The organism is Streptomyces sp. HUAS TT11 (assembly GCF_051553595.1).
Taxonomy (GTDB): Bacteria; Actinomycetota; Actinomycetes; order Streptomycetales; family Streptomycetaceae; genus Streptomyces.
This window is the reverse complement of sequence record NZ_CP196185.1, coordinates 179,168-204,285: the sequence shown is the minus strand read 5'-3', so window position 1 is coordinate 204,285 and position 25,118 is coordinate 179,168. Positions and strand designations below refer to the sequence as shown.

Annotated in this window: 3 protein-coding genes; all 3 read right to left on the bottom strand. The window is 68.7% G+C overall.

The features are described from left to right. Nucleotides 1-14: 14 nt before the first annotated feature. The 3 genes from ACSHXN_RS44580 to ACSHXN_RS44570 all read right to left on the bottom strand — a co-directional run bounded on the left by ACSHXN_RS44580 (nt 15) and on the right by ACSHXN_RS44570 (nt 25,118). Nucleotides 15-20,510, bottom strand: coding sequence for a toxin glutamine deamidase domain-containing protein (locus ACSHXN_RS44580; protein WP_438306686.1), 20,496 nt, complete (start codon nt 20,508-20,510; stop codon nt 15-17). Between the two features lie 114 nt (nt 20,511-20,624). After that, a complete protein-coding gene (gene eccCa, locus ACSHXN_RS44575) occupies nt 20,625-24,686 on the bottom strand; it encodes a type VII secretion protein EccCa (protein WP_438306685.1) in 4,062 nt (1,353 codons plus the stop codon). Then, complete coding sequence (locus ACSHXN_RS44570) at nt 24,687-25,118, bottom strand: hypothetical protein (RefSeq protein WP_438306684.1); 432 nt, start codon at nt 25,116-25,118, stop codon at nt 24,687-24,689.

The window sequence follows — 25,118 nt, the reverse complement described above, 5'->3', positions numbered from 1 at the left end:
GGGGCCGCCGTCCGTCACACGACGTGCTTCAGGTCCCCGCCCACGACCAACCCGCAGAAACGCGCCGCCTCCGTGTCGGCGCCGAGCAGCCGCGGGTCGGGCTTGATCAGCCTGGCGCGGGAGTCAAGGTCGATCGAGACCACCGTGCCCTGCGCGGACTGCGGGGCCTGCGTCACCTGTGCCGTGCCCTGCTCCACCCAGCGGACCGTGCCCAGGACGTTCACCGCCCAAAGCTGTTCGCCGGGCGCCGCGCCCATCACGAGTGAGCGGGCGCCGGGACCGGCGTCCAGCAGCATCGTCTCCAGCCGCGCCACCTCCTCGATCACCGGACCCCGCCATTCGCGCTTTGCGAGCGCGATGCGTTCGCGATACCCGAGCGGACCGGTCGGCGTGGACTCCACGGCGCCGGCGGGCTCCTCCCGTGGTCCTGCCTGCTGTCGGTACTCGACGGCCCGGGTCCCGGCCTGCTCGACCAGCCGCTGCACGGCCTGCCGCCGGAACTCGTTCTTCGTGGTGGCCGCGTAGGTACGGGCCCGGTCCACGAGTTGGTCGAGCGAGGCAGCACGCCGAGCGTAATCGTGCTCGTCGATCGCCTGGTAGTCGCTCAGCATCCGGTCGAGGGCCACCACCCGCGAGAGCGACCGGAGATCAGACCCCGCAGGATCGGTGGTGTACGCGCGGAACCGCTCCAGACGCAACAGGTCGACCGCCTCGGCCTGCTCGGCCACGTCGACCACCTCAGGCGCGACGACCGTGCGGACTGCGGCGGCGGCGAGATCGTGGCGGATCCCCGCCTCGGTCGCCGCTACCGGTGCGTTCTTGAACAGTACGGGCTCCACGGGGACGCCAAGATGCTCGCTGATGCGCCGGGCGGTGTTGGCGAGCCATCGCTGCGCTTCCCCGGGGTCGACGCTCGGCCGGATCTTGTTGCTCATGTAGCGGCCGGACTTGTCCGTGAGTTCCCAAACCTGCGAGGCGGGGTTGTAGGAGAGTTCTCCGCTGACCCGCGCGGGGCGGACGGCGGTGGTGCCGTCCTCGCGGAACCCGACCGCGACGGTGGGATGGCCCTGGTTGTCGATCGCCGCCTTGAGCTGCTCCCGGGTGAGGTTGTGGCCGGCCCGCAGCATGTGGGCCAAGAGCTCGTCGAGCTCCTTCTCCGTCATGATGGACAGGATCTGATCGCTGCCGATGCTGATCTGCCCGTCCTCGTCGACGGCGTAGTGCCAGACGCCGCCGATGCGCTTCAGCAGGGACGGCGTGAAGTTTTCCAGCCGGTACCACAGGGGATTGACACGGACCCGGTCAACGGCTGCAGGGTCACGTTCGCGGTCCTTGACCTTCTTCGGACCCGCCAGGGGACCGTAATCATGGTCCAGTTCCCCGGTGCCCGTACCCGCCACGAGCGCGCCGTGGGCGACGGTGGGCTGTTCCGCGTCCTTGGCACGGATCGGCATGCCCAGGGCAGAGCTGAGGGCCTCGGCCGCGTTGCGCACCCACCGGGTGACGGTGGCCGGTTCCACACCAGGACGGACGACAGGCCCCACGTAGCGGCTGGACGCGTCGATCGTCCACTGACCCGTGAGCGGGTCGCGGAACAGTTCGCCGCCGACGCGGGCGGAGCCGACCACCGCGGCGCCGGTCTCATCGAAACCCGCGGCAACGGTGGGTACGCCCTGGTCATTGAGCCACCCCTTCAGATCCTCCATCGTCAGATCAGGGTGAGCGGCCCTCATCGCATCGAAGAGCTCCTTGCGCTCCTCCTCTCCCGCTATGGACCAGACATCCTCACTGCCGAGGAAGAACCGGCCGTGCTCGTCGATCACGTACGACCAGACGCCGCCGCGCTCCAGCAGGGCCTTTTTGAAGTCCTTCACCGGGTACCACAGGGGGTTGACACGGACCCGAGGCGGAACGGTGTCGTCCTTCTCACCACGCTTCACCGTCTTCGGCTGCACCGCCGGACCGTACAGGTCGTCCAGCGACACGTCGTCCTGAGAGTCCGCGCGCGATGCGGCAGCGTGGGTGACTCCGCTGCTCACCCCCTCGGCGAACCCCGGGCGGTCCTCCTCCACGCGTTCGGCATGCGAGGTCTGCCCGACTGGGGCTCCGAGCGTGCGTGGCGGCGCAGTTGTGCCGGCGGTCGTCGCGTGGTGCAGGACGTGCCCAGGGATTCCTTCGGTGGTTGGCAGGAAGGACACCACGCCTGCGGGTGCGTAAATGGGCATGCCCGACTGCCCGTCGAGGAACACGACCCCGTTGTGATCATGTGTCACGTTCACCACATGGTCGATACCGCCGGCGGCGTTCTCGACCACGACCATGCCGCGTGCACCGACCGGTGCCGCAGACATCGCGGCCACGACCGCCTGCGACCCGGACACCGGGTCCGGCAGACGATCCAGGTAGTTCTCCAGGTAGTTCCGCAGCCCCGAAGCGTCCTCCGCGACCTGCCGGTCACCACCCACCTCCGACGGCGGTGCCTGATGAACAGCGCCATCACGCAGAGTCAGGTCGACCGCGATGGCCGTCAAAACACAGTTCGTCTCAAAACCATCGCCCTGCGCCCGAGAAGGATTGACCTCGTCCAACCACCCGTAGGCAAGACGCAACTCCTCCTCAGGCCGCAGAACCACGGCCCCACTCCCGGCATCCAACGGCCGGAAGACACCGGCACTCCCGCCGAGCCCCGTGCGGTCCGCTTCCTTGCCCTTCTGCGAGGCCGCCGTCTTCGCGGCGTTCGCCTTGGAAGGCGGCCAGAAAGCCGCCTTGGGCGGCTCCTCGACGTTCTTGATCAGTCCACGGCCCTGCGTGGAGGCTTGCAGCTGGTACCAGTTGGTGAGGCGGTCGGTGAGCCCGCGCACCCGGGCGTACTCGTCTGCGAGGGCATCGGCGTACGCAAGGCGGGCCGCCAGATCGGCCTTGACCTCATCGAGCCGCTGCTGTGCGGCGTCCCGCGCGTCCCGGGCGGCGGCGACCTGACGCGCCATCCCCACCGTCGTCCGCGCCTGCTCGATCTGCTCGGACCGCACCTGCTCCCAGCCGTCGTGGGCGGGTTCGGCGAAGTCGTCGTCCAGCTCAAGCGCGTTGAGCTCCTTGAGGGCGTCCTCGACCGACGGCACGGATCCCGTGAAGGCGTTCAGCGCCTTGTCGGCCGCCGCCAGTTCGGACTCCCGCTTCGCGGCGTCGCCGCGGCGCAGGTCCCAGTAGGCCTTGTCGGCGGCGGTCCACTCCTTGTCCGCCTTGCCGACCGCGTCCCAGGACTCGGCCACCTTGGCCGGGAAGCTGGCCTCGCCGACCAGGCCGAGTCGCCGGGCCACGTCCTCGCGCACCCAGGCCAGCACCGTGGCGTCGGCCTCCATGGCCTGCGGCTCCCGCTGCGGGTTGCCGAAGACACTGCGGACCGCCTCGACCGGGGTGCTGTCCTTCACGTGGTGGTGGACCTGCGCGATCGACAGCCACTTCGTGGGGATGGCGAACAGGAACGCCCGGCCCTTTTCCGGCTTGACGTTCACCGAGGTGAGCCACTCACCCGCCAGGCCGGCAGTCACGGAGTCCACTTCGTGGGCTCCGAACCCGCTGCCGATCTGGTTGGTGCCGACCGCCGGTGAGGAGGTGGTCGGTCCGCCTTGCAGGACGTGACCGGCCCACCCCGCGCGGCCGGCGGACGAGCTGGCACCGTGCACCTCCCGGTTGGCGCCCTCGAACTTCATCCCGTCCGCGACGGCCATCAACCGGACCTTGGAGAGGTCGGGCTTGGAGTAGATCGCGAGACTGCCGTCCGCGCCTCCGAAGAACCCGCGGTCGGTCAGCCCGGCCACCTGGTAGCCGCGGGGCGTCAGCGTCTGCTCGTAGAACGCCGCGAGCGCCCCGTTGGACGTCCCGTCCTCCAGGCTCTGCGCCGACCCGGTGCCGGCTCGGGTCAACGGCGTGTTCTTCGCCTGCGCCAGCAGATCGGCACTGATGGGACCGTGCCCGGGTACCGACAGGGACACGTCGTACGCTGCGCCCAGGGCCAGCGTGTTGGCGGCACGCAAGCCGTCGAGCCCGATGACGCCGCGGACCGCGAAGCCCTCCTGCGGCATCTCGAACGGCTTGACCTCGACCTTGCCACCGGCTCCCCGGTGCGCGACGTCGTGCCAGCCGCCCGCGCCGAGCGAAGGCGGCAGGGCGACCCGGTGTGGTTCGCCGGGCCCTTCCAACGGCGGCGGTGCGAGCGGATCTGACTGCCCGGCCGAGTCCTGCGGCTCGGGCCGCATCAGGCTGAGCGGGAAGTGCTCGATCAGCCTGCCTACGTTCTCCTGGACCGAGATCGAGTGCTTGCGCCGCCCGGTCCACATCTGCAACCACCGGCCGGCCTGGTCCTTCAGGCGGTCCGCACCGGCGTGCCCGGCTGCGGCCGGATCGGCCGGCGTGGTGTCGGTGATCTCCAGTTCGAGGCGCAGCTCGTACTCCGTCGTGTACTCGCCGTGCGCCTGCGTGGTCGTGACGGTCGAGTACTTGACGGTGCCGTCATTCTGCGTCTGAACGGTTCCCTGCACGGAGGAACCCATCTGCGAGTGTGTCGGACCCGCGGACCTGGCCACCGCGTCGGGCGTGTGGGCGCCCTCGGAGACAACGAAGCCGATCAGCTTGCCTGAGGCCCGGCCGCGGGTCTGCTGGACGGACTCCACAGCCTGCCGGTGCTCCTCCAGCTCCACGCTGTGGCCCAGGCCGCCGAAGCCGTCCGCGGCACTCTTCACGGGGACCAACTGGACGCGGAGCCGCGCCTGCCGGCGGCCGACCCACGTCTGAGCCCACTCCGAGCCCCAGCGGCCGATGCGCGCCGGCACCGCGGAACCCGAGCCCGACATCTCCCTGCCGATGGCCCGCACCACACGGCCCGACACCAGCCGGCGCAGCTGCTCCAGGTCCTGAGTGGAGAGCCCCAGCGGCTTCAGCGCCGCCTCGAACCGGCGCACCGCCGCGGCCGTGTCGAGCGAGTTCACCGGCCAGCTGCCGAACGCCTGGCCCCTCAGCAACGGAAGCGGCGACCAGGACCGCTTGTTGTACAGCGGCACGTCGCCGAAGTCGTCCTTCAGCACCCCGAGCCGGTAGGCGCTCTTCTCCGGAAGGTGGCCCACCCAGCCGCCGGGGACCACGAGCCTGCGTCCCGACGCTCCGACCAGGGAGGTGGGAAGGTGGCTATTGCCGTGTGCCCATGCGCCGATCCGCTCGGAGGCGGCCGCGATCTCGTGCAGTACCGCGGCGGATGCCAGGACGCGGCGGCCCGTGTCCTTGCGGTTGATCTCGGACACCGCGGACCGCTGGACCGTCTTCGACGTGAGAGTGTCCCGCCGGTACGGGCTGACCACCAGGGTGTAGTTGCCGGTGACCCCGGTCCCCAACCCGTGGGACTTCTGGTAACCCAGCTGGCCGCCGAAGAACAGCGTGCTGGTCCTGGTGTAGCGGCCGGTGGAATTCGCGACGCCGCCGACGGTGGTCTCGGTCTCGATCCTCTGCGCGCTGGTCAAGGCGGTCATGCCGGACAGGAGGGTGGTCCGGTGCGCCAGCCACGTCGAGCGGTTCAGGTACGGCGCCGACGCAAACAGCTCCGGAGCCCGCCATCCGGTCTCCGCGGAGCTCTGGTCGAAGTTCGCCCGGAGGTTCTTACTCTCGACGAGCTGGAGCGCCGCGTCGTGCGCCGGTGCGCCCTTCTGCATCACCGTCCAGGAACCGCCCGACGCCTCGTTCAGCACGTCCTTCAGGGCGCCGGACAGCTCCTTGTCGGCGATCACGGAGACCGTCTCGTGGGGATGCTGCGACAACAGCACGGTGGAGGCGCGGTCGACGGTGGCCGCCGGCACCGTGCCCATGTCCATCGCGAGGTTGCGGGCTTCCTCGGCGGAGAGCGCCTCCGGCGCCTTCACGGTGCGGTCGGCGGTGGTGACGGGGGCGACGGGGGTGTGCTCGACCGGGACGCTCAGTAGCACCCGGCCCAGACCCGACGCGTCCTGCGTGCCGCTCTGCTCCGGGGGCCCGATCAGCCGGCCCTCCGGCTCGCCGAACACGAACGGCTGCGTGCCGAGGGCGTTCATGAACAGCAGACCGCGCATCCACCTGCGGGGCCGCCAGTAGCCGCCGCGCTTGGCGCTGAGGCTGATCTTGTAGCTGTACAGGTGGGAGCCACCGGTGCCGATCGACAAGGCCTCGTGCGTGGCGGCCATGCCGTAACCGCTCTCGGACTCCGTGCGCTTACCGACCCTCACGCCCACGAACACGGTTCCCAGCTGCTCCGGCCGGCTGATCTCGTCGGTGTTCGTGTCGCGCGGCGAGACCGCAGCCTCGAGGCCGATCTGCGCAGCGCGGGAGCCGCTCTGCTGGCCGCCCACGACCTCGGTGCCCGGGGCGCTGAACCGCAGCCGCAGGTCCTCCTGCTTACCTTCGTAGCGCCGCTCCGTCAGCTTGGCGTCCACCCACACGTAGCGGTGGCCGCGCGACATCCTGGCCGACTCGACCAGGTCGATCCGCAGACCGGTGGTCATCATCGTCTCGACGTTCGACGCCATGCTGTGGTGCGACAGCTGGTTGAGGACCTCCAGCGTGTTGTGCAGCACAATCCCGAAGTGATCGGCGTTGCGCCAGCGGGGGCTGCGGGGGTTGAGTTCACGCAGCGGGGCGACCAGGTCCGGATAGGCCTCGCCAACCTTCTGCAGCACCTCGTCGGCGAAGCGCTCGGGGAACGTCACCTTCTTGCCGTCGACATCACGACTGATGCTCCCGTCGGCGAAGGTGAACTCCTCCACCCGGCTCATACCCAGCGTCGATGGCTCTTGTTGCGTCAGGTACGGCGGAGCCTCCGGCTCCCGCCCGGCGGGCTTGCCCTTGTCCAGCCCGGCCAGCCGGCTGGCCTCGGTGCGGGTCAACCGCTCGACCGCCCACGTCTGGAACGTTTCGGAACGTGGCGTAATCCTGCTCCGCGGCGTGTCCTTCCACAGCTTCCCGCGGTGCCCCGTCGGCGGCGCGGTCACGGTGATCTTCTTCTGTACCAGGTAGAGGCCGGTGGCGGAGCCCTTGACCTGAGCCGCGATCTTGACGGCCGCGGACCCACCCGAGAGGGTGCTCCGGCTCCGAGACGCACCGTAACGGCCGTTGAGCCCAGCCAGCAGGCGCAGGTCGAACTCGCCGTTCTCCAGCCCGAACAGCTGGAACATGGGGCCCACCGACACGCCGACCTCGGCGCCGTGGGACCTCCCGATCTGCCGCTCGTTGCGTGCCGTGCTCTGCACGATGTCCCGCAGCTCCGCGGCCGTCGTCTCGTTGATCAGAACGGCGTCACCGGACTCGACCTTCACGGAGAACACACCCAGCGGCTCGCTGCCGCTCTCCCCCCCGAACAGCGGCGGGGTGACCACCCGGCCCGAATTCAGCGCGCGGGACATTCCGTGGAAGCCGCCGGTGGAGAAGAATTCCCCGATCTGAGAGGCGGCCATGCTGTCCGATGTCACTCCGATCTGCTCCACCACCCAGTCGCGGATATGGCCGGTCGGGCCGAAGGCCTCGGTGTTCACCATCCGCAGGCGGGAGTCGGAGCCCAGCGTCAACCGCTGCGGCAGCTCGCCGGTGAGGGCCTTGCCGGTGGTCAGGGAGTCGGCGATCCGCACCATGACGCCGCCGCGCACGGCGAAGCCGAACTCCACCGGCCGCCGAGCTGTGTCCTCACCCTGCTGAATCGGCTTCCCGCTCAGGTCGATGGCGGTGCCGTGGCGGTCCTTGACCTCGAACTCGAACCAGACGTCGTCCACATGGACGTGCGAACCGTCCAGGGTGCGAGTCTCGGTCTGGTTCACCACCTGCCTCTGCTGGTTGTATCGCACCTGCTTGCCGAAGTTGAACCGAAAATGCAGTCGGCCCCACGGGGAGACGAACTGATTGACGGGCCCCAGCGGCACCGTCGAGGCCAGCCCCAGCGAGGTGGCGTTGACCTTGACCTGGCCGCTGGTGCCGGTCGACCGCTGCATGGTGTCGACCTTGACCGGATTCCCGTGGCCTGAAGCGAACCGTTCCCAGTTCCCGTATAGCCGCGCCGTTACCCCCAGCGTCCGGGTCTTCCCGTCCGCCGCCTTATACAGGAACGTCCTTCCTTCGCCGAAGAACCCCTGCGGGTTGTCCCGCAGGCTGCGGCTCACCCGGTCCAGCAGACCGAAGCCGTCCTGTGCCCGGCTCCCCTTGACAGGAGCCGGGCGGGTGCCGACCGACCGGCCCAGCTGCTCGTCGAGTTCCCGCACGACGAGATCGATGCCGCGCAGCGTGCGGTCGCCCTGGCCGAAGGCGAACGAACGACGCACGACGTCCTGTGGCAGCCCGGGAAGCTGGGAACCCACGCCGCCGGTCATGTAGATGGGCAGCTGGGTGCCGTCACTGAACCGGACCGGGCCGGTGGAAAGCGGCGCCGGCGGCAGTTCCAGGTCGACTCGCGGCGGCCGCCTCTCGTCCAGGTCCACGGCGCCCGTCACGGGGCGCAAACGCCGGGGCGCGGGCTCCTCGACGAGCTCCTTGAGGGGGCCGGAGGTCTCGTTCAGTTCGGGGACGGTGGCTCCCTGCCCGGAACCCAGCAAACGCTGCGGCGCGCCATCGGTGACAAGGTCGGCATCGCTGTGCAGCGGGAATCCGGGAATACCCTGCGTGGTCGGCAGGAAAGACACCACACCAGCAGGCTCACGCACCGGGAAACCCGACTGCCCGTCCAGGAACACCACACCGTTGTGATCACGCGTCACATTCACCACATGATCGATCTCGCCCCCGGCACTCTCGATCACCACCATGCCCCGAGCCCCGACCGGCGCCGCCGACATCGCCGCAGCGACCGCCCCCGCACCCGCCACCGGATCCGGAACACGATCCAGATAGTTCTCCAGGTAGTTCCGCAGCCCCGAAGCATCCTCCGCACCCTGCCGGACAGCACCCACATCCGAAGCAGACGCCTGATGAACACCACCGTCCCGCAACGACAGATCAACCGCGATCGCCGTCAGAACACAGTTCGTGCCAAAACCACCACCCTGCGCCCGATACGGATTGACCTCCTCCAACCAACCGTACGCAGAACGCAACTCCTCAAACGGACGCACCAACGCCGAAACACCCGCACCACCAGCACCCAACCCCCGCGGCACGAACCCCGGCGCCGATGTCGACGCCGCTATGGGACCGCTGGTGGAGTTCGGTGCAAACGACGCAGCCGACGAATCTTCCCGATTTGAGCGGAAGTACTCGGGCAGCTCTCTGCCGAAATAGGCCCGCACCTCAGGGTTGAGCCGCGCGCGAGGCTCGGGATGCGTCCCGTAAAAGGCGGCGTACGCCTCGGCGAACCACTCACTTGGACTTGAGAACTGGTAATTGGACACAGAATGGTTGGTGCGCTCGGCCCGCAGGTAACTGACCCACTGGCCGTCGCGGCTCACCTGGTACATGCGCCCGCCGATATCAAGCACGTCACCACCCCCGTCGAGCAACGTCCACGGCTGCGCTTGCGCCAACTGCTTGAAGCGAACAACCAGAGCAATTCCAGCGCTCTGCCCCGGGAAGTCCGCAAACAACCTAGTAACCAGGGGATGGTTCAACGCCACGCCCGGATGGAGCGCAGCCGTCGCCGCATTCAACAAGGATTGCCTATATCTGCTATTTACATGGAGATGATCGCCCAACCCGGCCTTACCAAGAACCCTCGTGGCAAGCTCGCCAAGATCGTTGTCGGTGTAGATCCGCCAGCCGCCGAACCGGGACTGCTGGAGAAGACCTGCCATCCAGTTGATGCGCTGATCGACGGAGTGACCGATCTCATGCCGCAGCATCCACTTCACGTAGTTACCCTGTGCCAGCACATTCGAGACACCACCCATCACCTGGCGCTGGCCATCACCGATACCGAGTTCCCGATCCCCGTCCTCACTGATCTCGCGATATTCCGACAACGCCGCCTTGTCCATCAGGGCGCGCTGCCACCCACTAGCCCGATTAAGCTCCGTAAGGAGCCACGAGGGAAGCCCGTATGGAGAAACAATATCGATGAGCCTCTGACTGATGTCGTACCCGCTGCTGTTTTCACCCGCTTCGGGAACCGCGGGCTGAATCGCGGTCAGCGCCGGGTTACCAATAACGTGCTCGCGAGGCAGACTGGCCAGGACGCCATCAATCCTGGAAAGCGTGGAATGGCTGAAATGGTCGTTCGGTCGATCCGCGGGAGGACCGATTCGAATACCGTATTTACGACTGAGTTCGGCCTCCCGATCGGCAGCACCCTGATTCCACAACAAACCACCGATCCCACGCCCACCCGCAGCACGCCCGAGCATGCCGTAACCGTGACCGACAGGCGCGTCCACCAGCGCTTGGGCTGTACTTCCGGACTGAGGCTGAACACCGAGAATTCCAGAATCCACCGCCCGCCCAACACCGTCGATCACGGTCATACGCGTTCCATGGCCGGCTCGCACCCACCGCTGCAGATCCCGTCGGTCCAAAACCTCCACACGGCTGGACGCCTGCGGGTCCACACGCGCGATCAGCACCTCGCCCATGTCTGCTTTCAGCCCGACATTCGCATAAAGCAGAGCATGCCCAATGCCCTCCAAGCCCTGCTCCAGCACTACCGCCTTACTGCCCACACCAGCCGTCACCAGAGCATCGACCAACTGATCCATCGATGACAACGGCAACCACCTTCCACCAGGAACAAGCCGCTCCTCAGTCCGACCGGATCTCGAAACCAGGTCATCCCGAGCAAACGCCGGACGGACGGCACGGAAAGCCGCCCGAGATCCACCGAGTTCTCCCACCACGGGGAACAACTCGTCAAGCAGCGCATCCAGCAGCACAACACAATTGAGCACCGCGGGATCCGCAACAAACGCGTCCATACCCACACCGGCCTGCGCCACGGCCCGCACAACCGCAGCATCGACCGAAACCCGCAACTTCTCCTCGGCATCCACCACCGATCCACCACCGGTCCGAGAACGCACTCCGATATCGGCCGTGACCGGAGCAACAGGTGCGGTGAATTCGGGTGTCCCGCCAGACGAAGGCACAGTGCTGATGACAGCGGAAGGGGCCTCCCGCATCGGGTAGAGCGTGTCGGAACGCGCGGGGACCGCGGTGCTGTCATCCGCCGTGGAGGCGGGTGACAGCAGTCCACGGAGGTCCTCGGACCCGACGCCAACCGGTATTGACCGGGCAAGCCGCTCCGCGACGGGACCGTCCCCCAGGTGGGTCAGCAGACGACTGGCGACGATAACCAGATCCTGGTCGGCACGATCCAACTGGAACAAGTCACCAGCATGCTCCGCAAGCCGGTCCTCGATACCAACCAGCGTGTGTCCGCCCACATAGTTCGCCGCCTCGACCAACGCGGTGAACAGTGGGTGACCCTCAGGCAGGCCTGCCTCTCCCTGCCGGTTGGCGGACTTCTCCCAGATCAGCCACCTGAGCTGGAAGTCGGCCAGCCCGTTCCTCCGCTCGACCGGAGACATCCCCTCCAGCACCGTCCGGTCTACGAGACCAGAGCGAACAGCCGTGCTCCGGATCGGTCCCGCGGCCCGCGAAGTGTCCGTCACCGATCCCGACGTGCCTGCCGCGGACGATTCACCGGTGACAGCCGCGCCATCCGTACGCCCCGCCCCCCCAAGCCCTCCCTGGGGCCGCCCCAAGAGACGCTCCACAACGTCGACACTCCGCGCCCGCAGGTCGCTCAGCGTGTAACCCGCTCCCCGCCGGGCCGACAACTTCCGATCCGCCTCGGCCACCTGATCCCGTGTTGCCAGGCGCGCCCCCATTCTCTGCAATCGCTGGTTGACCTCACGAAACAGAGCCTCGGCGGGGGAAAGCATCGGTGCCGGCGCCCACGTCGAAGCCGACGCCGCTGTCGGCGCCCACCCCTGAGCCGGAACCGACGTCGACGTCGACGTCGAAGCCCACGCCGGAGCCGGAGCCGGCGCCGATGTCGACGCCGCTATGCGACCGCTGGTGGAGCTCGGTGCAAACGACGCAGCCGACGAATCTTCCCGATTTGAGCGGAAGTACTCGGGCAGCTCTCTGCCGAAATAGGCCCGCACCTCAGGGTTGAGCCGCGCGCGAGGCTCGGGACGCGTCCCGTAAAAGGCGGCGTACGCCTCGGCGAACCACTCACTTGGACTTGAGAACTGGTAATTGGACACAGAATGGTTGGTGCGCTCGGCCCGCAGGTAACTGACCCACTGGCCGTCGCGGCTCACCTGGTACATGCGCCCGCCGATATCAAGCACGTCACCACCCCCGTCGAGCAACGTCCACGGCTGCGCTTGCGCCAACTGCTTGAAGCGAACAACCAGAGCAATTCCAGCGCTCTGCCCCGGGAAGTCCGCAAACAACCCAGTAACCAGGGGATGGTTCAACGCCACGCCCGGATGGAGCGCAGCCGTCGCCGCATTCAACAAGGATTGCCTATATCTGCTATTTACATGGAGATGATCGCCCAACCCGGCCTTACCAAGAACCCTCGTGGCAAGCTCGCCAAGATCGTTGTCGGTGTAGATCCGCCAGCCGCCGAACCGGGACTGCTGGAGAAGACCTGCCATCCAATTGATGCGCTGATCGACGGAGTGACCGATCTCATGCCGCAGCATCCACTTCACGTAGTTACCCTGTGCCAGCACATTCGAGACACCACCCATCACCTGGCGCTGGCCATCACCGATACCGAGTTCCCGATCCCCGTCCTCACTGATCTCGCGATATTCCGACAACGCCGCCTTGTCCATCAGGGCGCGCTGCCACCCACTAGCCCGATTAAGCTCCGTAAGGAGCCACGAGGGAAGCCCGTATGGAGAAACAATATCGATGAGCCTCTGACTGATGTCGTACCCGCTGCTGTTTTCACCCGCTTCGGGAACCGCGGGCTGAATCGCGGTCAGCGCCGGGTTACCAATAACGTGCTCGCGAGGCAGACTGGCCAGGACGCCATCAATCCTGGAAAGCGTGGAATGGCTGAAATGGTCGTTCGGTCGATCCGCGGGAGGACCGATTCGAATACCGTATTTACGACTGAGTTCGGCCTCCCGATCGGCAGCACCCTGATTCCACAACAAACCACCGATCCCACGCCCACCCGCAGCACGCCCGAGCATGCCGTAACCGTGACCGACAGGCGCGTCCACCAGCGCCTGGGCTGTACTTCCGGACTGAGGCTGAACACCGAGAATTCCAGAATCCACCGCCCGCCCAACACCGTCGATCACGGTCATACGCGTTCCACGCTTGCGGGGGCCGGAGGTCTCGTTCAGTTCGGGGACGGTGGCTCCCTGCCCGGAACCCAGCAAACGCTGCGGCGCGCCATCGGTGACAAGGTCGGCATCGCTGTGCAGCGGGAATCCGGGAATACCCTGCGTGGTCGGCAGGAAAGACACCACACCAGCAGGCTCACGCACCGGGAAACCCGACTGCCCGTCCAGGAACACCACACCGTTGTGATCACGCGTCACATTCACCACATGATCGATCTCGCCCCCGGCACTCTCGATCACCACCATGCCCCGAGCCCCGACCGGCGCCGCCGACATCGCCGCAGCGACCGCCTCCGCACCCGCCACCGGATCCGGAACACGATCCAGATAGTTCTCCAGGTAGTTCCGCAGCCCCGAAGCATCCTCCGCACCCTGCCGGACAGCACCCACATCCGAAGCAGACGCCTGATGAACACCACCGTCCCGCAACGACAGATCAACCGCGATCGCCGTCAGAACACAGTTCGTGCCAAAACCACCACCCTGTGCCCGATACGGATTGACCTCCTCCAACCAACCGTACGCAGAACGCAACTCCTCAAACGGACGCACCAACGCCGAAACACCCGCACCACCAGCACCACCAGCACCCAACCCCCGCGCCGACGCCACACCATGCTCGTCCAGAAGCCCTGCGGTGAAGTGCAGGTCCTCATAGCTCTCGTGGACCTTCGCGCCTGACGCGCCGTACGGAACCGCGGCCGGCCGCACCCCGGGAAACACCGGGACCGTCTCGACGGTAAGCGAGAACCCGTTGTCGCGGGCGAACGTCTCCAGTACGTCCTTCTGGGACAGGGCCTCTTGCGCCTTCACCCGGTCATGACTGTCGTGGAACAGCACGACCCGGTCCAGGTCCTGCCAGGTGACCCCACCGTGGATCTGCGCCTCGATGTACCCCTGCAACCGGGACGAGAGACTGCCGGAATCCCTCAGGGCCCGGTAACCAGGGTCGAAAGCGAAATCGGTCGCCTCGGCGAACGCCAACCGGACCAGGGATTCGTCGCCGTGGTTGAGCAACGGCAGGAGGTTCCCCAGACCCGTCACGCCCTGCGCGCCCCTCGGCCCAGGACGGAAACTGTCCTCCGGCGTGAAGGTGGCCCGCTCCATCACCGCGTGTTTGAGGTGGAACACCGCTGAGCCGTACGACTTAAGAGCCTGCGGCCGGTGGGGCGAGGTCAGTGCCGCGTACACGGGCAGGGCGGAGCGGTCCTGATCGCTCGGCGCGAAGAACTCGTCGGGTGCGCCGGTGCGAGCACCGTAGATACCGGACGCCTGGCCCGTGCGTTTGACGGTGGACGCATAGCCCAGGGCCTCTTCGGCCGGACCGCGGCTCCCAAACAAATACCCGGTCTGACCGGGTGTGGACTCCCACGCATTGCGCAGCAGGACCGTGTTGTCCCGGACCATCGCGTCGAGCACAGTGCCCTCGCTGGTGGCACCGGCATCCAGTCTCACGTTGACGGTCAGGGACATGTCGTTGCGAAGGGTGCCCAGGACGGAGTCGACCAGGGAGTCCAGCACCCCGTCGATGCCGCCGCCGAGCAGATACCCCTTGGCCCACGGCCATGCGCCGCTGCGCAGCTTGGAGATCAGCTCGTCACGGTCGGCGGCCATGGCCCGCAGGCCGCGGCGTTCGGCCATGACGAGCGCGGCGATCTGCGAAGTCTCCAACCGGTCCCACACTCGGCGGCTCCGGAGATCACGGAAGAGCTCGAGGTCGTCGGCCAAGGACGTGATCCGGCTGTCCAGTGCTGTGATGAGCTCGACGCGGGCAGCGGTTGCACGCGCCGCGTTCAACGCGTCCATCTCCGCTTTGAAGGAGTCGTCGACGCCCTCTGGATGCTGCAGCCAGTACGCCACCATCAGGTCGCGGCTGGTGGGGATCAGGACGTGGACGTCATGGCCGGTGACCTCACCGGCCCTCCTGCCGTCGATGACGACATGGCTTGCCGCCGGCACCAAAGTCACCGACTGGACGACGCCCTCCGGACCCGCGACCGCAGGCACCTCGCGATGACCGCGCAGCCACCGGGAGACGCGGGAGCCCCCGGGCAGCACCCCGTTCCGCGCCTCCACCTCCTGCACCTCGGGCAGCGGGGCACCTCCGGTGGCCTCTGACCACCGCTCCTCCGCACGGGTCAACTCCGCCTCGGCACGTACGAAGCGGTCCCATGCCTGGGCCAGGCCCCGGCCCTCGGCCTTGGCGGAGAAACCGACCCCCTCCAGGTGCCGCTCCTCGGCGGCCACGAAATCGTCCACCGTGTCGTTCCAAACACTCCGGGCTTCCGTTAGCGCCACACCCGCGTCCGACACGGCCCGCCAGTCACCACTGCTGGGACGAGTGGATTCGCCCTCCCGCTGCTCCATGGGGGACCGCAGGGACCGGCCGAAGTCCAGATGCTCGTCGTCCTGCTCCACCGACGCGGCTACCGGTCCCCGGACCGCCGCCTTGCCCTTGTCCACCGTGCTCAGGGGCAGCGCCTCGGGCTCGTCGAGATCCATCCCGACGATGTGGTCGGCGATGGCCTCCGCCTGTACGGCGACCGGCAGCGACAGGAACGCCTCGCCCCTCTCCGCCGTCAGCTGCCGGACGGCCTCGTCGACGTCCTCGTACGAGACGTGCCGCTCGGTACGCGCACCGAGCGCGTCGTCCACCGCGGCGGTCAACCTCAGTCCCTCGGCAAGGAGTTCGGCCGTGACCTCGGCGCGCACCGCGATCGGCGCCTGCCGGGAGAGGAGGCCCGCGTCGAGCAGATCCTCGTGGACCCGGGCGATCCGCCCTGCGGAAACGTCGTCGATGCCCCGCTCCGCCAGCGCCCTCCGCGTGGCCTCCTCCAGCCGCGCGTGGTCGGCGGCGGGGAGCACGTCGTACGGCAGCGCCTCCGTTTCACCGAAGCGGGCGGTCTCGGGCAGGGCACCGAGGACCCCGTCCAGGTCGTCGGCGGTGTGGAAGACACCCTCGGCCGGGTCGAAGGCAGCCCACGAGGGCGGCGCCGAGGCGTCCTCCTGCGCGACGGGGAAGACCACGGGGGCGTCGAGCTCGTCGGCCAGCCTGGTGACGAATCCCGAGATTTCCGGGACGCCGAGGGTCTGTGACGCAGGGAGAACCATTGCCCGGCCGGGAAGCCACTGCGTGTTCCGGGCGAGGAAGTCCAGCAGGGGGCGCGCCTGCAGCAGCTCCTGGTGGACATGGTCGACCTGCGTGCGGGTGAAGGTGTACTCCGAGGTGTTCCGCGGCCAGCCCTGGACCTCGCCCGGCAGGTCAAGCGCCAGGGAGTCCTCCTGCCGGGACGCCTGCTGCCGCCCCTGGCCCTGCTCTGTAGGACGGTGCGCCGTGGCGGACGCCGAGGTGTGGACCGTCACGGCGGGCGTTTGGGGCATGGTTCCGGGGGAGCCCGCGGTGTCCCGCTCCCGGGTGACCTGCACCTGCGACCCGTCCTGGTGCCGCGGGGCGTGGTTGGCCTGCGTCCGTACCTCGGAAGGGCCCTGCCCCTGATGGGTCTGGACTGTCGGGACGACCGTCACCTCCTGCCGGCCACCGGTGTGCTCGCGCGGCGGCACCGGGGTGTCGCTGTCGTCCATGGGGGCGGGGGTGTGGCTCTCGGGGGCCGGGGTGTGGCCCTCGGAGGCGGCGCTGTGGCCTTCGGGGGCTGCGGGGTGTTCCGGGGTGCCCGGACGGACCGAAACGCTCTCACTGGGCGAGGCCCCGCCGGCACGCCAGTCCCGGAAGACGGGGTAGTGCAAGCTGTTGAGGTCGGAGTAGTAGTCGCCGTCCCGCAGGTCGCTGAGCCGGGACCGGAAGCCGTCCTCGTGGCGCGACTCGTGCGACAGCCAGGCCTGGGTCTTGTGCCCTTCAGGGGCGAACAGCGCGTCGTACTTGACGACGCGCTCCGTACGGAAGTCGTTGCCCAGCCTGCTGACCGTGTCCTCGTGCAGCTGGAAGGACTCAGTACTGCCCGGGTGGCCCAGGATCTCGTGGAACGTGTGCGCGGACTCACCGACCACGGCCTGCAGGTCGCCCTCGTGGCGGATCCGGTCGGGCAGCGTCGAGCGCAGGTTGTCGCGTACGTCGGTCCACTGCGGAGCGGACTCACGGGCCTTCGGGCCGTCGCCCCAGCGTTCGATGAAGTGCCGGGCGGCGGTGGTCCGCACGGTGTCGAGGTACTCCCCGACGACGCGCTGCCGCCCGTCCTCGCCGAAGTGGGCGAGGAAGTCCTCGCCCAGTTCCGACAGCCGGCCCTGGGCGTGCAGCGTCTCCTCCGCCAGTCGACCCCGGATGAAGTGCTCCTTGGCGATGCGGCCCGGGAGTTCGTCGATCGCACGGGTCGTCGTCAGGTCCCACAGCGCGCGGGGCCGGTCCCCGTCTCCGTGCCGGAAGACGAGGTCGTGGTCGGTGCGCAGGTCGCGCTGGAAGTCCAGCCGCACCTGGTTCACGAAGTCGTCCGGCAGTGCCTCCGCGCCTGTGGAGTTCCACCTGATGACGTCGTCGAACATCTCTTTCGTCGCCACCTGGATGTCGTGCTCCCGGGTCGCGATCGCCCCGAGGTCCTGGAATACGTTGTCCAGGAGCCCGTCGAGCTGCCGAGCCGTGTGCGCGGGCAGTCCGCCACTGGTGTCCCCGTCGTGGAGGAACCCGTCGAGCGCCCGGCTGAACTCCTCGTGCTTGCCGATGTAGTACTGCTCGAGCACGTTGAAGTCGTGCGACTTGTCACGGAAATGGTCGACGGGGGCGTCGCCGTCCGACGTGTGCTCGATGAATGTGAAGTCGTCGGGACGGGATCCGTCGGCTCCGTCCTTGAGCTTGGCGACGGGCCCCTGACCGCCGTCGTCGGGGTACCCGTACGCCTTGGTGTCGTCCTTGACGTACGTCTGGAGATCGCGGTCGTAGACGTACTTCGAGGGCGCTCTGTCGAACTGCGGAAGGTCACCGCCTTCACCGAACCGGTTCGCCTTGTAGGCATCCACCTGTTCCTTGAAACGGGCGGTGAACCTCTCGTTCTGGTCGGCCCTGACGAGGTACTTGTACGCGTTGTGCCGCGCGCGGTCCACGATGCGCGTGAAGGCGTCGGAGGAGATGTGGCCCGTCCGGTCCACTTCCGCCCGGAATTCGCGGGTGATGTCGTTGCGCCACTGCCACTCGGCGGTCTGCGCCTCGCGCCCGTCCTGCGACAGGTGCGAACCACCGAACAGGTCGTTCTCGGCGTACTTGTCGTAGGCGTTCTGCCAGGCCGTGTCGAGGTCCTGACGGTGGAACTCCAGGCGTGCTTCCGCCTCGACGACCGGAAGGTTCCTCGCGTTCTGTTCCTGCTTGAAGGTGTTCCACTTCGCGGTCTTGCCGGCGTCCTCGCGGACCAGGACGGCGTGCGCGTCGTGGCCGGGGTCGGGCTCGACTACGCGGCCTCCGCCATGGGCATCGTCGTGCGCCGTGGCTCCGGAGCCGAAGTCGTGCTGCCTGCCCGTCGGCGTCTCGGACGCCGACGAGGCCAGCGAGTCAACGGACCGCTCGGCGCCTGCGGTGGTTTCGGTGTTCGCCGACGTTTCCGCATGCACGATCGTGCCTTCCGACGCCGCTTTCCCGTCCTGGGAGTCCACGGCGCGACGGCCGCCGCCCCCGCCGGCCGGACGCGAGTGCTGCGGCCCGTCGTGCGTGGCACGGGTTCCACCGCTCGACTCCGGGCTGCCGGAGCGCACCCCGCTCGTGGGTACGTCCGTCCCGCCGCGGCCCCCGGTAGTGACCGGCTGCGCTCCAGGACGCGTGCCCGTGCCCTCCGGCGCGCCCGTACCATGACCACCGGTCACCGCCGGCTGCGCTTCAGGACGCTCGGGTGTACCCGTGCCACGAGCCGGCGTCCCACTACTAGGACCGCCCTCGGACGCGGAACCATGGGCGGCCGCCGAGGTGCCGCGGCCCCCGCCGGCGTGTGAGGTCGCGGTGTCCCGCGCACCGCCGCCGCGGGTCTGGGTCGGCCCACCGGTGCTGGGCAGGGCGTTCTCGCGCGCGCCGCCACCGTGTGAGGCCGCCGTGCTCGGCGGGATCTCGTTCCGCACGTCGAGGCCGCTGCCGGTTCCGCCCTTGCCCCCGGTGCCGTTCTCGTGCGCAGCCGGTGGGGTGGTGGCTCCTCCGGAGACGTCGCGGGTGCTGCGGGGCGGCCCGTCGAGGAACGCCTGCGGCGTCCCGTTCGTGGGAATGGTTTCACTTCGGAGGCGGCCCGGCGGCTGTCCGCCGCCTCCCGTGGTGATGTGACCGACGGACGTGCTCGGCGGGTCGGCGTGGGGGACCGGGGTCGTAGGCCGCGTCGTACCGGACGTCTCCACGCCGGGCCCGCCGGCGTTCGGGCGGGGTGCGCCCGTAACCGGGTTCGTCATGCCGGAGCCCGTCGGCGGCGCGTGGTTCGTCTGGAAGACCGAGTTCGAGGGGAACGGGGTGAGGTCCCTCACGGACGGCAGCCCGGTGTGGGGGACTCCGGACGGGTGCGGTACTGCGATGTTCGTCGGGGTCGGCGTCGGCGTCGGCGTGGGTGAGGGGGCCGAGACGCGCGGCACTCCGTTGCCGCCCAAGTTGTGCGGGGCCTGGAGAACGTCGATGCCGCCCATTCCCCAGCCCATCAACACCCCCAGGCCGACGTTGATGCCCTCGCCGGCCCAGTTGATCTTGGTGGGCCCGTGCGCGGCGCTGGAGGCCATGAACTCGGAGAGCACGTCGGTGCCGAGGGTGGTGGCCGCGTTGATGGCCGTGTCGGCGGCGAAGGCTGCCGCGCGCCCGATCGTCCCAGCCGCGGCGGCGATCCTGGAGATGCTGGCGGCGATACCCTCCACCAGCTCGCCGACCAGCGTGGCGAGCCGGCCCAGGAGGCCCGCGATGCCGAACGAGGCGATGCCGAGGACCATGCCGAAGATCGTGCTAAGGGCCTCGATCAGGTGCGCCCGGTTGATCTCCTTGATCGTCTTCTGCAGCTCGTCGGCATAGTTGATGACCGCCTTCCCGATCTCCTGCGCCACCCAGCCCGCCTCCCAGATGGCGTGCCAGATGTTGTGCTCGGCGACTCCGTTCCAGACCACCTGCGCCGCGCGGCCCGCCTTGCCGGTCCACCCGTCATTCATGGACTGGACGCTGCTGTGCATCGTCCCCAGGTACTCGTGCAGCTTCAGACCGGTGTTGATCCACTCGTTGCCGAGATCGCGGATGTGCGCGTCGTCGTAATGGGCAGGCATGGCGTGTGTCCTCACAAGCGGGCGGCCAAGGAAGGGGCCGCCGCCGGTCATTCGCTTCAGGTGGCGTCGGCTGATACGGGTCGCGCGGGCAGGGCGGGGCAGCGGTTCGCGCGGCTAGTCGTCCTCCGCGTCGTGGACCGTCTGGACGAGGGAGGAGCCGCTGCGGCGGGAGACGACGATGCCGCGGCCGGGCGGGAGGCGCCGCGCCCGCTGGTCCTGAAGCACCGCTCCCTCACGGGGATCGCCGGACAGGATCAGACCGCCCGACCCGAGTTCCCGGATGCGGCCGGCCACCGGATCCGCGAGGGAGCGACCCAACCCCCCGTTCCTGCGCGCCAGCACCACGTGGAAGCCGATCTCGGCGGCCTGGGTGAGGTAGTCGCCGACGGCCGCTAGCGGTCCGCGCCCGGTCGCCCCGCCGGAGGTCACCAGGTCGTAGTCGTCCACGACCAGGTACAGCTCCGGCCCGGCCCACCAGTCGCGCTCCTTCAACTCGCGCGAAGTGATGCCCGGGGGCGGCATCCGCTCCTTGAGCTTCTCCACGACCTGTTCCACGTAGACGGCAGCCGCGTCCGGATCCCCGGCCATCGCGCCGACGTAGTCGTCGGGCACCGCGCCCAGCAGTCCACGCCGGTAGTCGACGACGATGAACCGCACGTCCCAGGCAGAGCGGCGCTTGACCATCGCGCGCATCCACGAGCGCAGGAACGCCGTCTTGCCCGAACCGGAGTCGCCGTACACCAGGAAGTGCGGTCCGTCGGCCTCCAGATCGAGGAACGCCGCCCCCAGGTCGGATTCCCTGATCCCGATCGGCACAGCGCCGGCGGGCAGTTGTTCGACCCCCCCGGGCAGGGCCTGGCAGGCCCGGTCCAGCTCCTCCGGCGTGATGAGTTCGGTGAGCACGCGCAACGGCGGGGCGACGGCGCCCTTCCAGCCGGCGACCAACTCGTCGATCACGGCCCCCTGCGCCTTGGTGAGGTTGTCCGTGGACGCCGTGCCGTCCAGGCGCGGCAGCGCCGCCTGGAAGAAGCTGCCGGGCGCCACGAGGCCTCGGCCGGCCACGAACGCCCGCAGCTGCCTGGCCAGCGGCCGGGAGATCTCCGACTCCGCGGGCTCGGCGAGGCGCAGTTCCAGTCGGCCGGTGATGGTGTCGCGCAGGTTGGCCCGAAGTTCCGCCCAGCGGTTGGCGGTCAGTACGAGGTGCACGCCCACGTTGAGGCCGCGCACCGCGATGTCAGGTACGACCTCCTCGGCCTCCTCCATTGCCGACCGCAGGCCCGCCCAGTTGTCGACGACGAAGACGACGTCGGCGGCGTTGACGCCGTCGGGCAGGGCCTTCTCGTCACGCAGTCGGCGGAAGTCCGCCGCGGAGTCGATCCGCAGCTCCTGGAACAGCTGCTCCCGGTCGTTCACCAGCTGGCGGACCGCCGAGAGAGCGCGCCGGGTGCGCGCCTCGTCGTGCCGGGTCGTGATGCCCGAGACGTGCGGGGCCCGCTCCAGGCCGATGAGACTGCCGCCGCCGAAGTCGACGCCGAGGAACTGCAGTTCGTCGGGGGTGTGGGTGAGCATCGCACTCACCATGAGGGAGCGCAGAAGGGTGCTTTTGCCGGACTGCGGCGCGCCTACCAGGATCAGGTGGCCCTGCTGGCCGGACAGGTCCAGCAGCATGGCGCGCTGCTCCTGCCGGGCAGGCAGGTCCACCACGCCGATCGGGAAGGAAAGGCCGCCGCCCTGGGGCCACATCTGGGAGTGGAATCCGCGCTCGCCGTCGGTGCCGACGGGGCCCAGCATCGAGTCGAGTTCGACCGCCGCGGGCAGCGGCGGCAACCACACCTGGTGCACGGGACTGCCATGTGCCCGCACCTGCTCCACGGCCACCTGCATCTCGGTGCGCCGGCCCGGCAGGGGCCGCGGAAGGCTCGCCGAAGGCTCGGCCTCGTCGTTCTCCTCCGCCTGGGCGTCCTCGGCGGTGCGCAGGCCGAACGGCACCGGGGCCGGGAGCGGCCCCGGTGCCGGCTCGTGGTCGTCCGTCTCGTTGTACGCGCCGGAGATGTGCGCCACGCGGAAGCGCTCGTAGACGGACTCGTCGACCTTCAGGTACGCGGAGCCGGGGATCGAGGGCAACCGGTAGGCGTCCGGCGTCCCGATCACGGCCCGGCTCTCCTGGGCGCTGAAGGTGCGCAGGCAGATGCGGTACGACAGATGCGACTCCAGGCCGCGCAGGCGCCCCTCGTCCAGCCGCTGGGTCGCCAGCAGCAGATGCATGCCCAGGCTTCGGCCGACCCGTCCGATCTGCACGAACAGCTCGATGAAATCGGGCCGCTGGGCGAGGAGCTCACCGAACTCGTCGACGACGATCATCAGATACGGCATCGGCTCCAGGGGCCTGCCGTCCACATCGGTGCCGCCGTTGGACTGCAGGATCTGGTACTCGCGGACCGAGTCCACGTTTCCCGCCCTGCGCAGCATTTGCTGTCGGCGCTGCTGTTCGCCCTGCAGCGCGGTGCGGACCCGGTCCACCATCGCCAGGTCGTCGGCAAGGTTGGTGATCAGGCCCGCCACGTGCGGCAGTTCCGTGACGCCGGCGAAGGTGGCGCCGCCCTTGAAGTCGACCAGCACGAAGCTCAGGTGCTCCGGGGCATGGGTCATGGTCAGACCCGTCACGAGGGTGCGCAGCAGTTCGCTCTTGCCGGAACCGGTCGCGCCGACGACCAACCCGTGCGGGCCGATGCCGCCCAGCGCGGACTCCTTGAGGTCCAGGACCAGCGGGGCGCCGTCGCCCGTGAAGCCGATCGGCAGCCGCAGCAGCGCCTCGTCATCGGGCTCCCGCCACAGTTCGGTGGGGTCGAACGAACCGAGGTCCGTCACGCCCAGCATCTCGGGCAGTGCGACGGTGCGGGCGAGGACCTGCTCCTGCTCGCCGGACAGCCTCAGCGGCGCCAGCGCACGGGCGGTCTGCTCGCCGAGCCGCGGCGGGCACACGTCCGCGACCGCGTCCTTTGCCGCCTGGACCAGGGCAGGGTGGCGCGTCTCCAGGCTGAGGCCGCCCTCGGCGTCCACCCGGGCGCGCGCGTCGACCCGGCTGGGCTCCTCGCTCTCCTTCGCGACCAGGCAGACGACGTGGATGCCGCTTTCCGGACCGGCCTCGGCCAGCAAGTCCGCCACCAGAGGCGAACGCGCCCAGTCCGCTCCCGGCCGGAACCCGTCGAACAACACCACGAGATGGCGGGACGCCGTGGCCTCACGCCGAAGGCCCAGAGAACCGGCGCGTTCCGTGCGTTCCTCGCGCACGCGGTCGACGTGGGACTGGAGCAGGTCGGCGAGGCCGTCCATGCTCTCCGCCACCATGGGGACGGAATCCCCCCGGCCGGGCTGGCGCGCGTGCGGGAGCCATTTCACCCACAACCACGAGCGGCTCTCGCTCGCCGTGAGAGCGGCTACCTGGACGTCGTCCGGAGCATGCAGGACGGCGAGCTGCATGAGCAGCGCCCCGGCCAGCTCCTCGGTGCGCCCCTCGGAGCCGAGCAGGGTCAGGACGCCGGTGTTCGCCAGATCGACCCAGACAGGCTGGAGGCCGACGGTCTCGAAGTCGTTGGCGAGCTTCTCGGCACGGCGGTGCGCCTCGGGGTCGTGCTCCGTCGTCGGATCGCTGTGCCTGCTCAGGACGATGCGCAGCGCCGGCGTACCGCGGCCGATCCCCAGCCGGAGCTTCATGAAGTCCGGGTCGGCGGGCCTGCGCTCCCACACCCGGCGTGGCCCCGCGGTGGCGATCGCCCACAGCCGTTGGGGGCTCGGGTGCACGAAAGCGCTGACCGCGCGTTGCGCCATCGACGACTCCCGCGCCTGACGCCGTATGTCGCCGAGATACTCGAAGTACCGGTCGCGCTGGCGGAACTGCGTGCGCCGGCCGGCGTTCTTGGTCTGCATCCTGACCAGGATCGTGACGCCGATGGAGACGACGACGAATCCGATGCCGAGCATGATCATCCATGGCCTGCCGAAGGTGACCATGTAGGCGGCCATGCTGATGCTGCTGAGCAGCGGGAGCAGCATGTACAGCCAGGTCTGGGCCTGGTTCTGCGGGGCCTTCTGCGGCGCCGCGGCCAGCGAGACCTGCTGCTCCGGGACCGAGGGCGGGAACGTCCTGGCCGGGCGGTGAAAATCTGTCCTGGTCATTTAGTTCGGGAAGTCCTGAGTGATGGGGAAGTCCGGTCCGGTGTGGTCCGACGGCCCGGTGTCGCCGCCGGACGGAACCGCGAGTTCATTGGAGAAGTCGCCGAATACCTTTTCCAGTTCGAGTTCCAGGTGGCTGAATCCGATGGCGGTTCCTAGAATTCCCCCGGCGAGAGCGGGAAGAACGCCGATCGGGCCGTCCTTCTCGCCAAACATCTGCTTCATCACGCGCGTCCAGCGCTCACCGAATGCATGCGCCTCCTCGGCGCTGGGCGCCACCCATCCCAGCTTGAGGGCAGCGGCGGTGTTGTTGATCCGCTCGACCGCTTCACCGATTTCGTTGGCGAGCGGTATCAGTTTTTTTTCGCCCTCCGTGCCGAGCGCCTGTGGGTCGATCTTTATCGAGCTGATGTCGTAATCGACGCTGTCGGGCAT

What these genes read in the sequence shown, in the direction of transcription:
- eccCa (WP_438306685.1), bottom strand. Translation starts at nt 24,686, where the DNA reads ATGACCAGGACAGATTTTCACCGCCCGGCCAGGACGTTCCCGCCCTCG.
- ACSHXN_RS44580 (WP_438306686.1), bottom strand. Translation starts at nt 20,510, where the DNA reads ATGCCTGCCCATTACGACGACGCGCACATCCGCGATCTCGGCAACGAG.
- ACSHXN_RS44570 (WP_438306684.1), bottom strand. Translation starts at nt 25,118, where the DNA reads ATGCCCGACAGCGTCGATTACGACATCAGCTCGATAAAGATCGACCCA.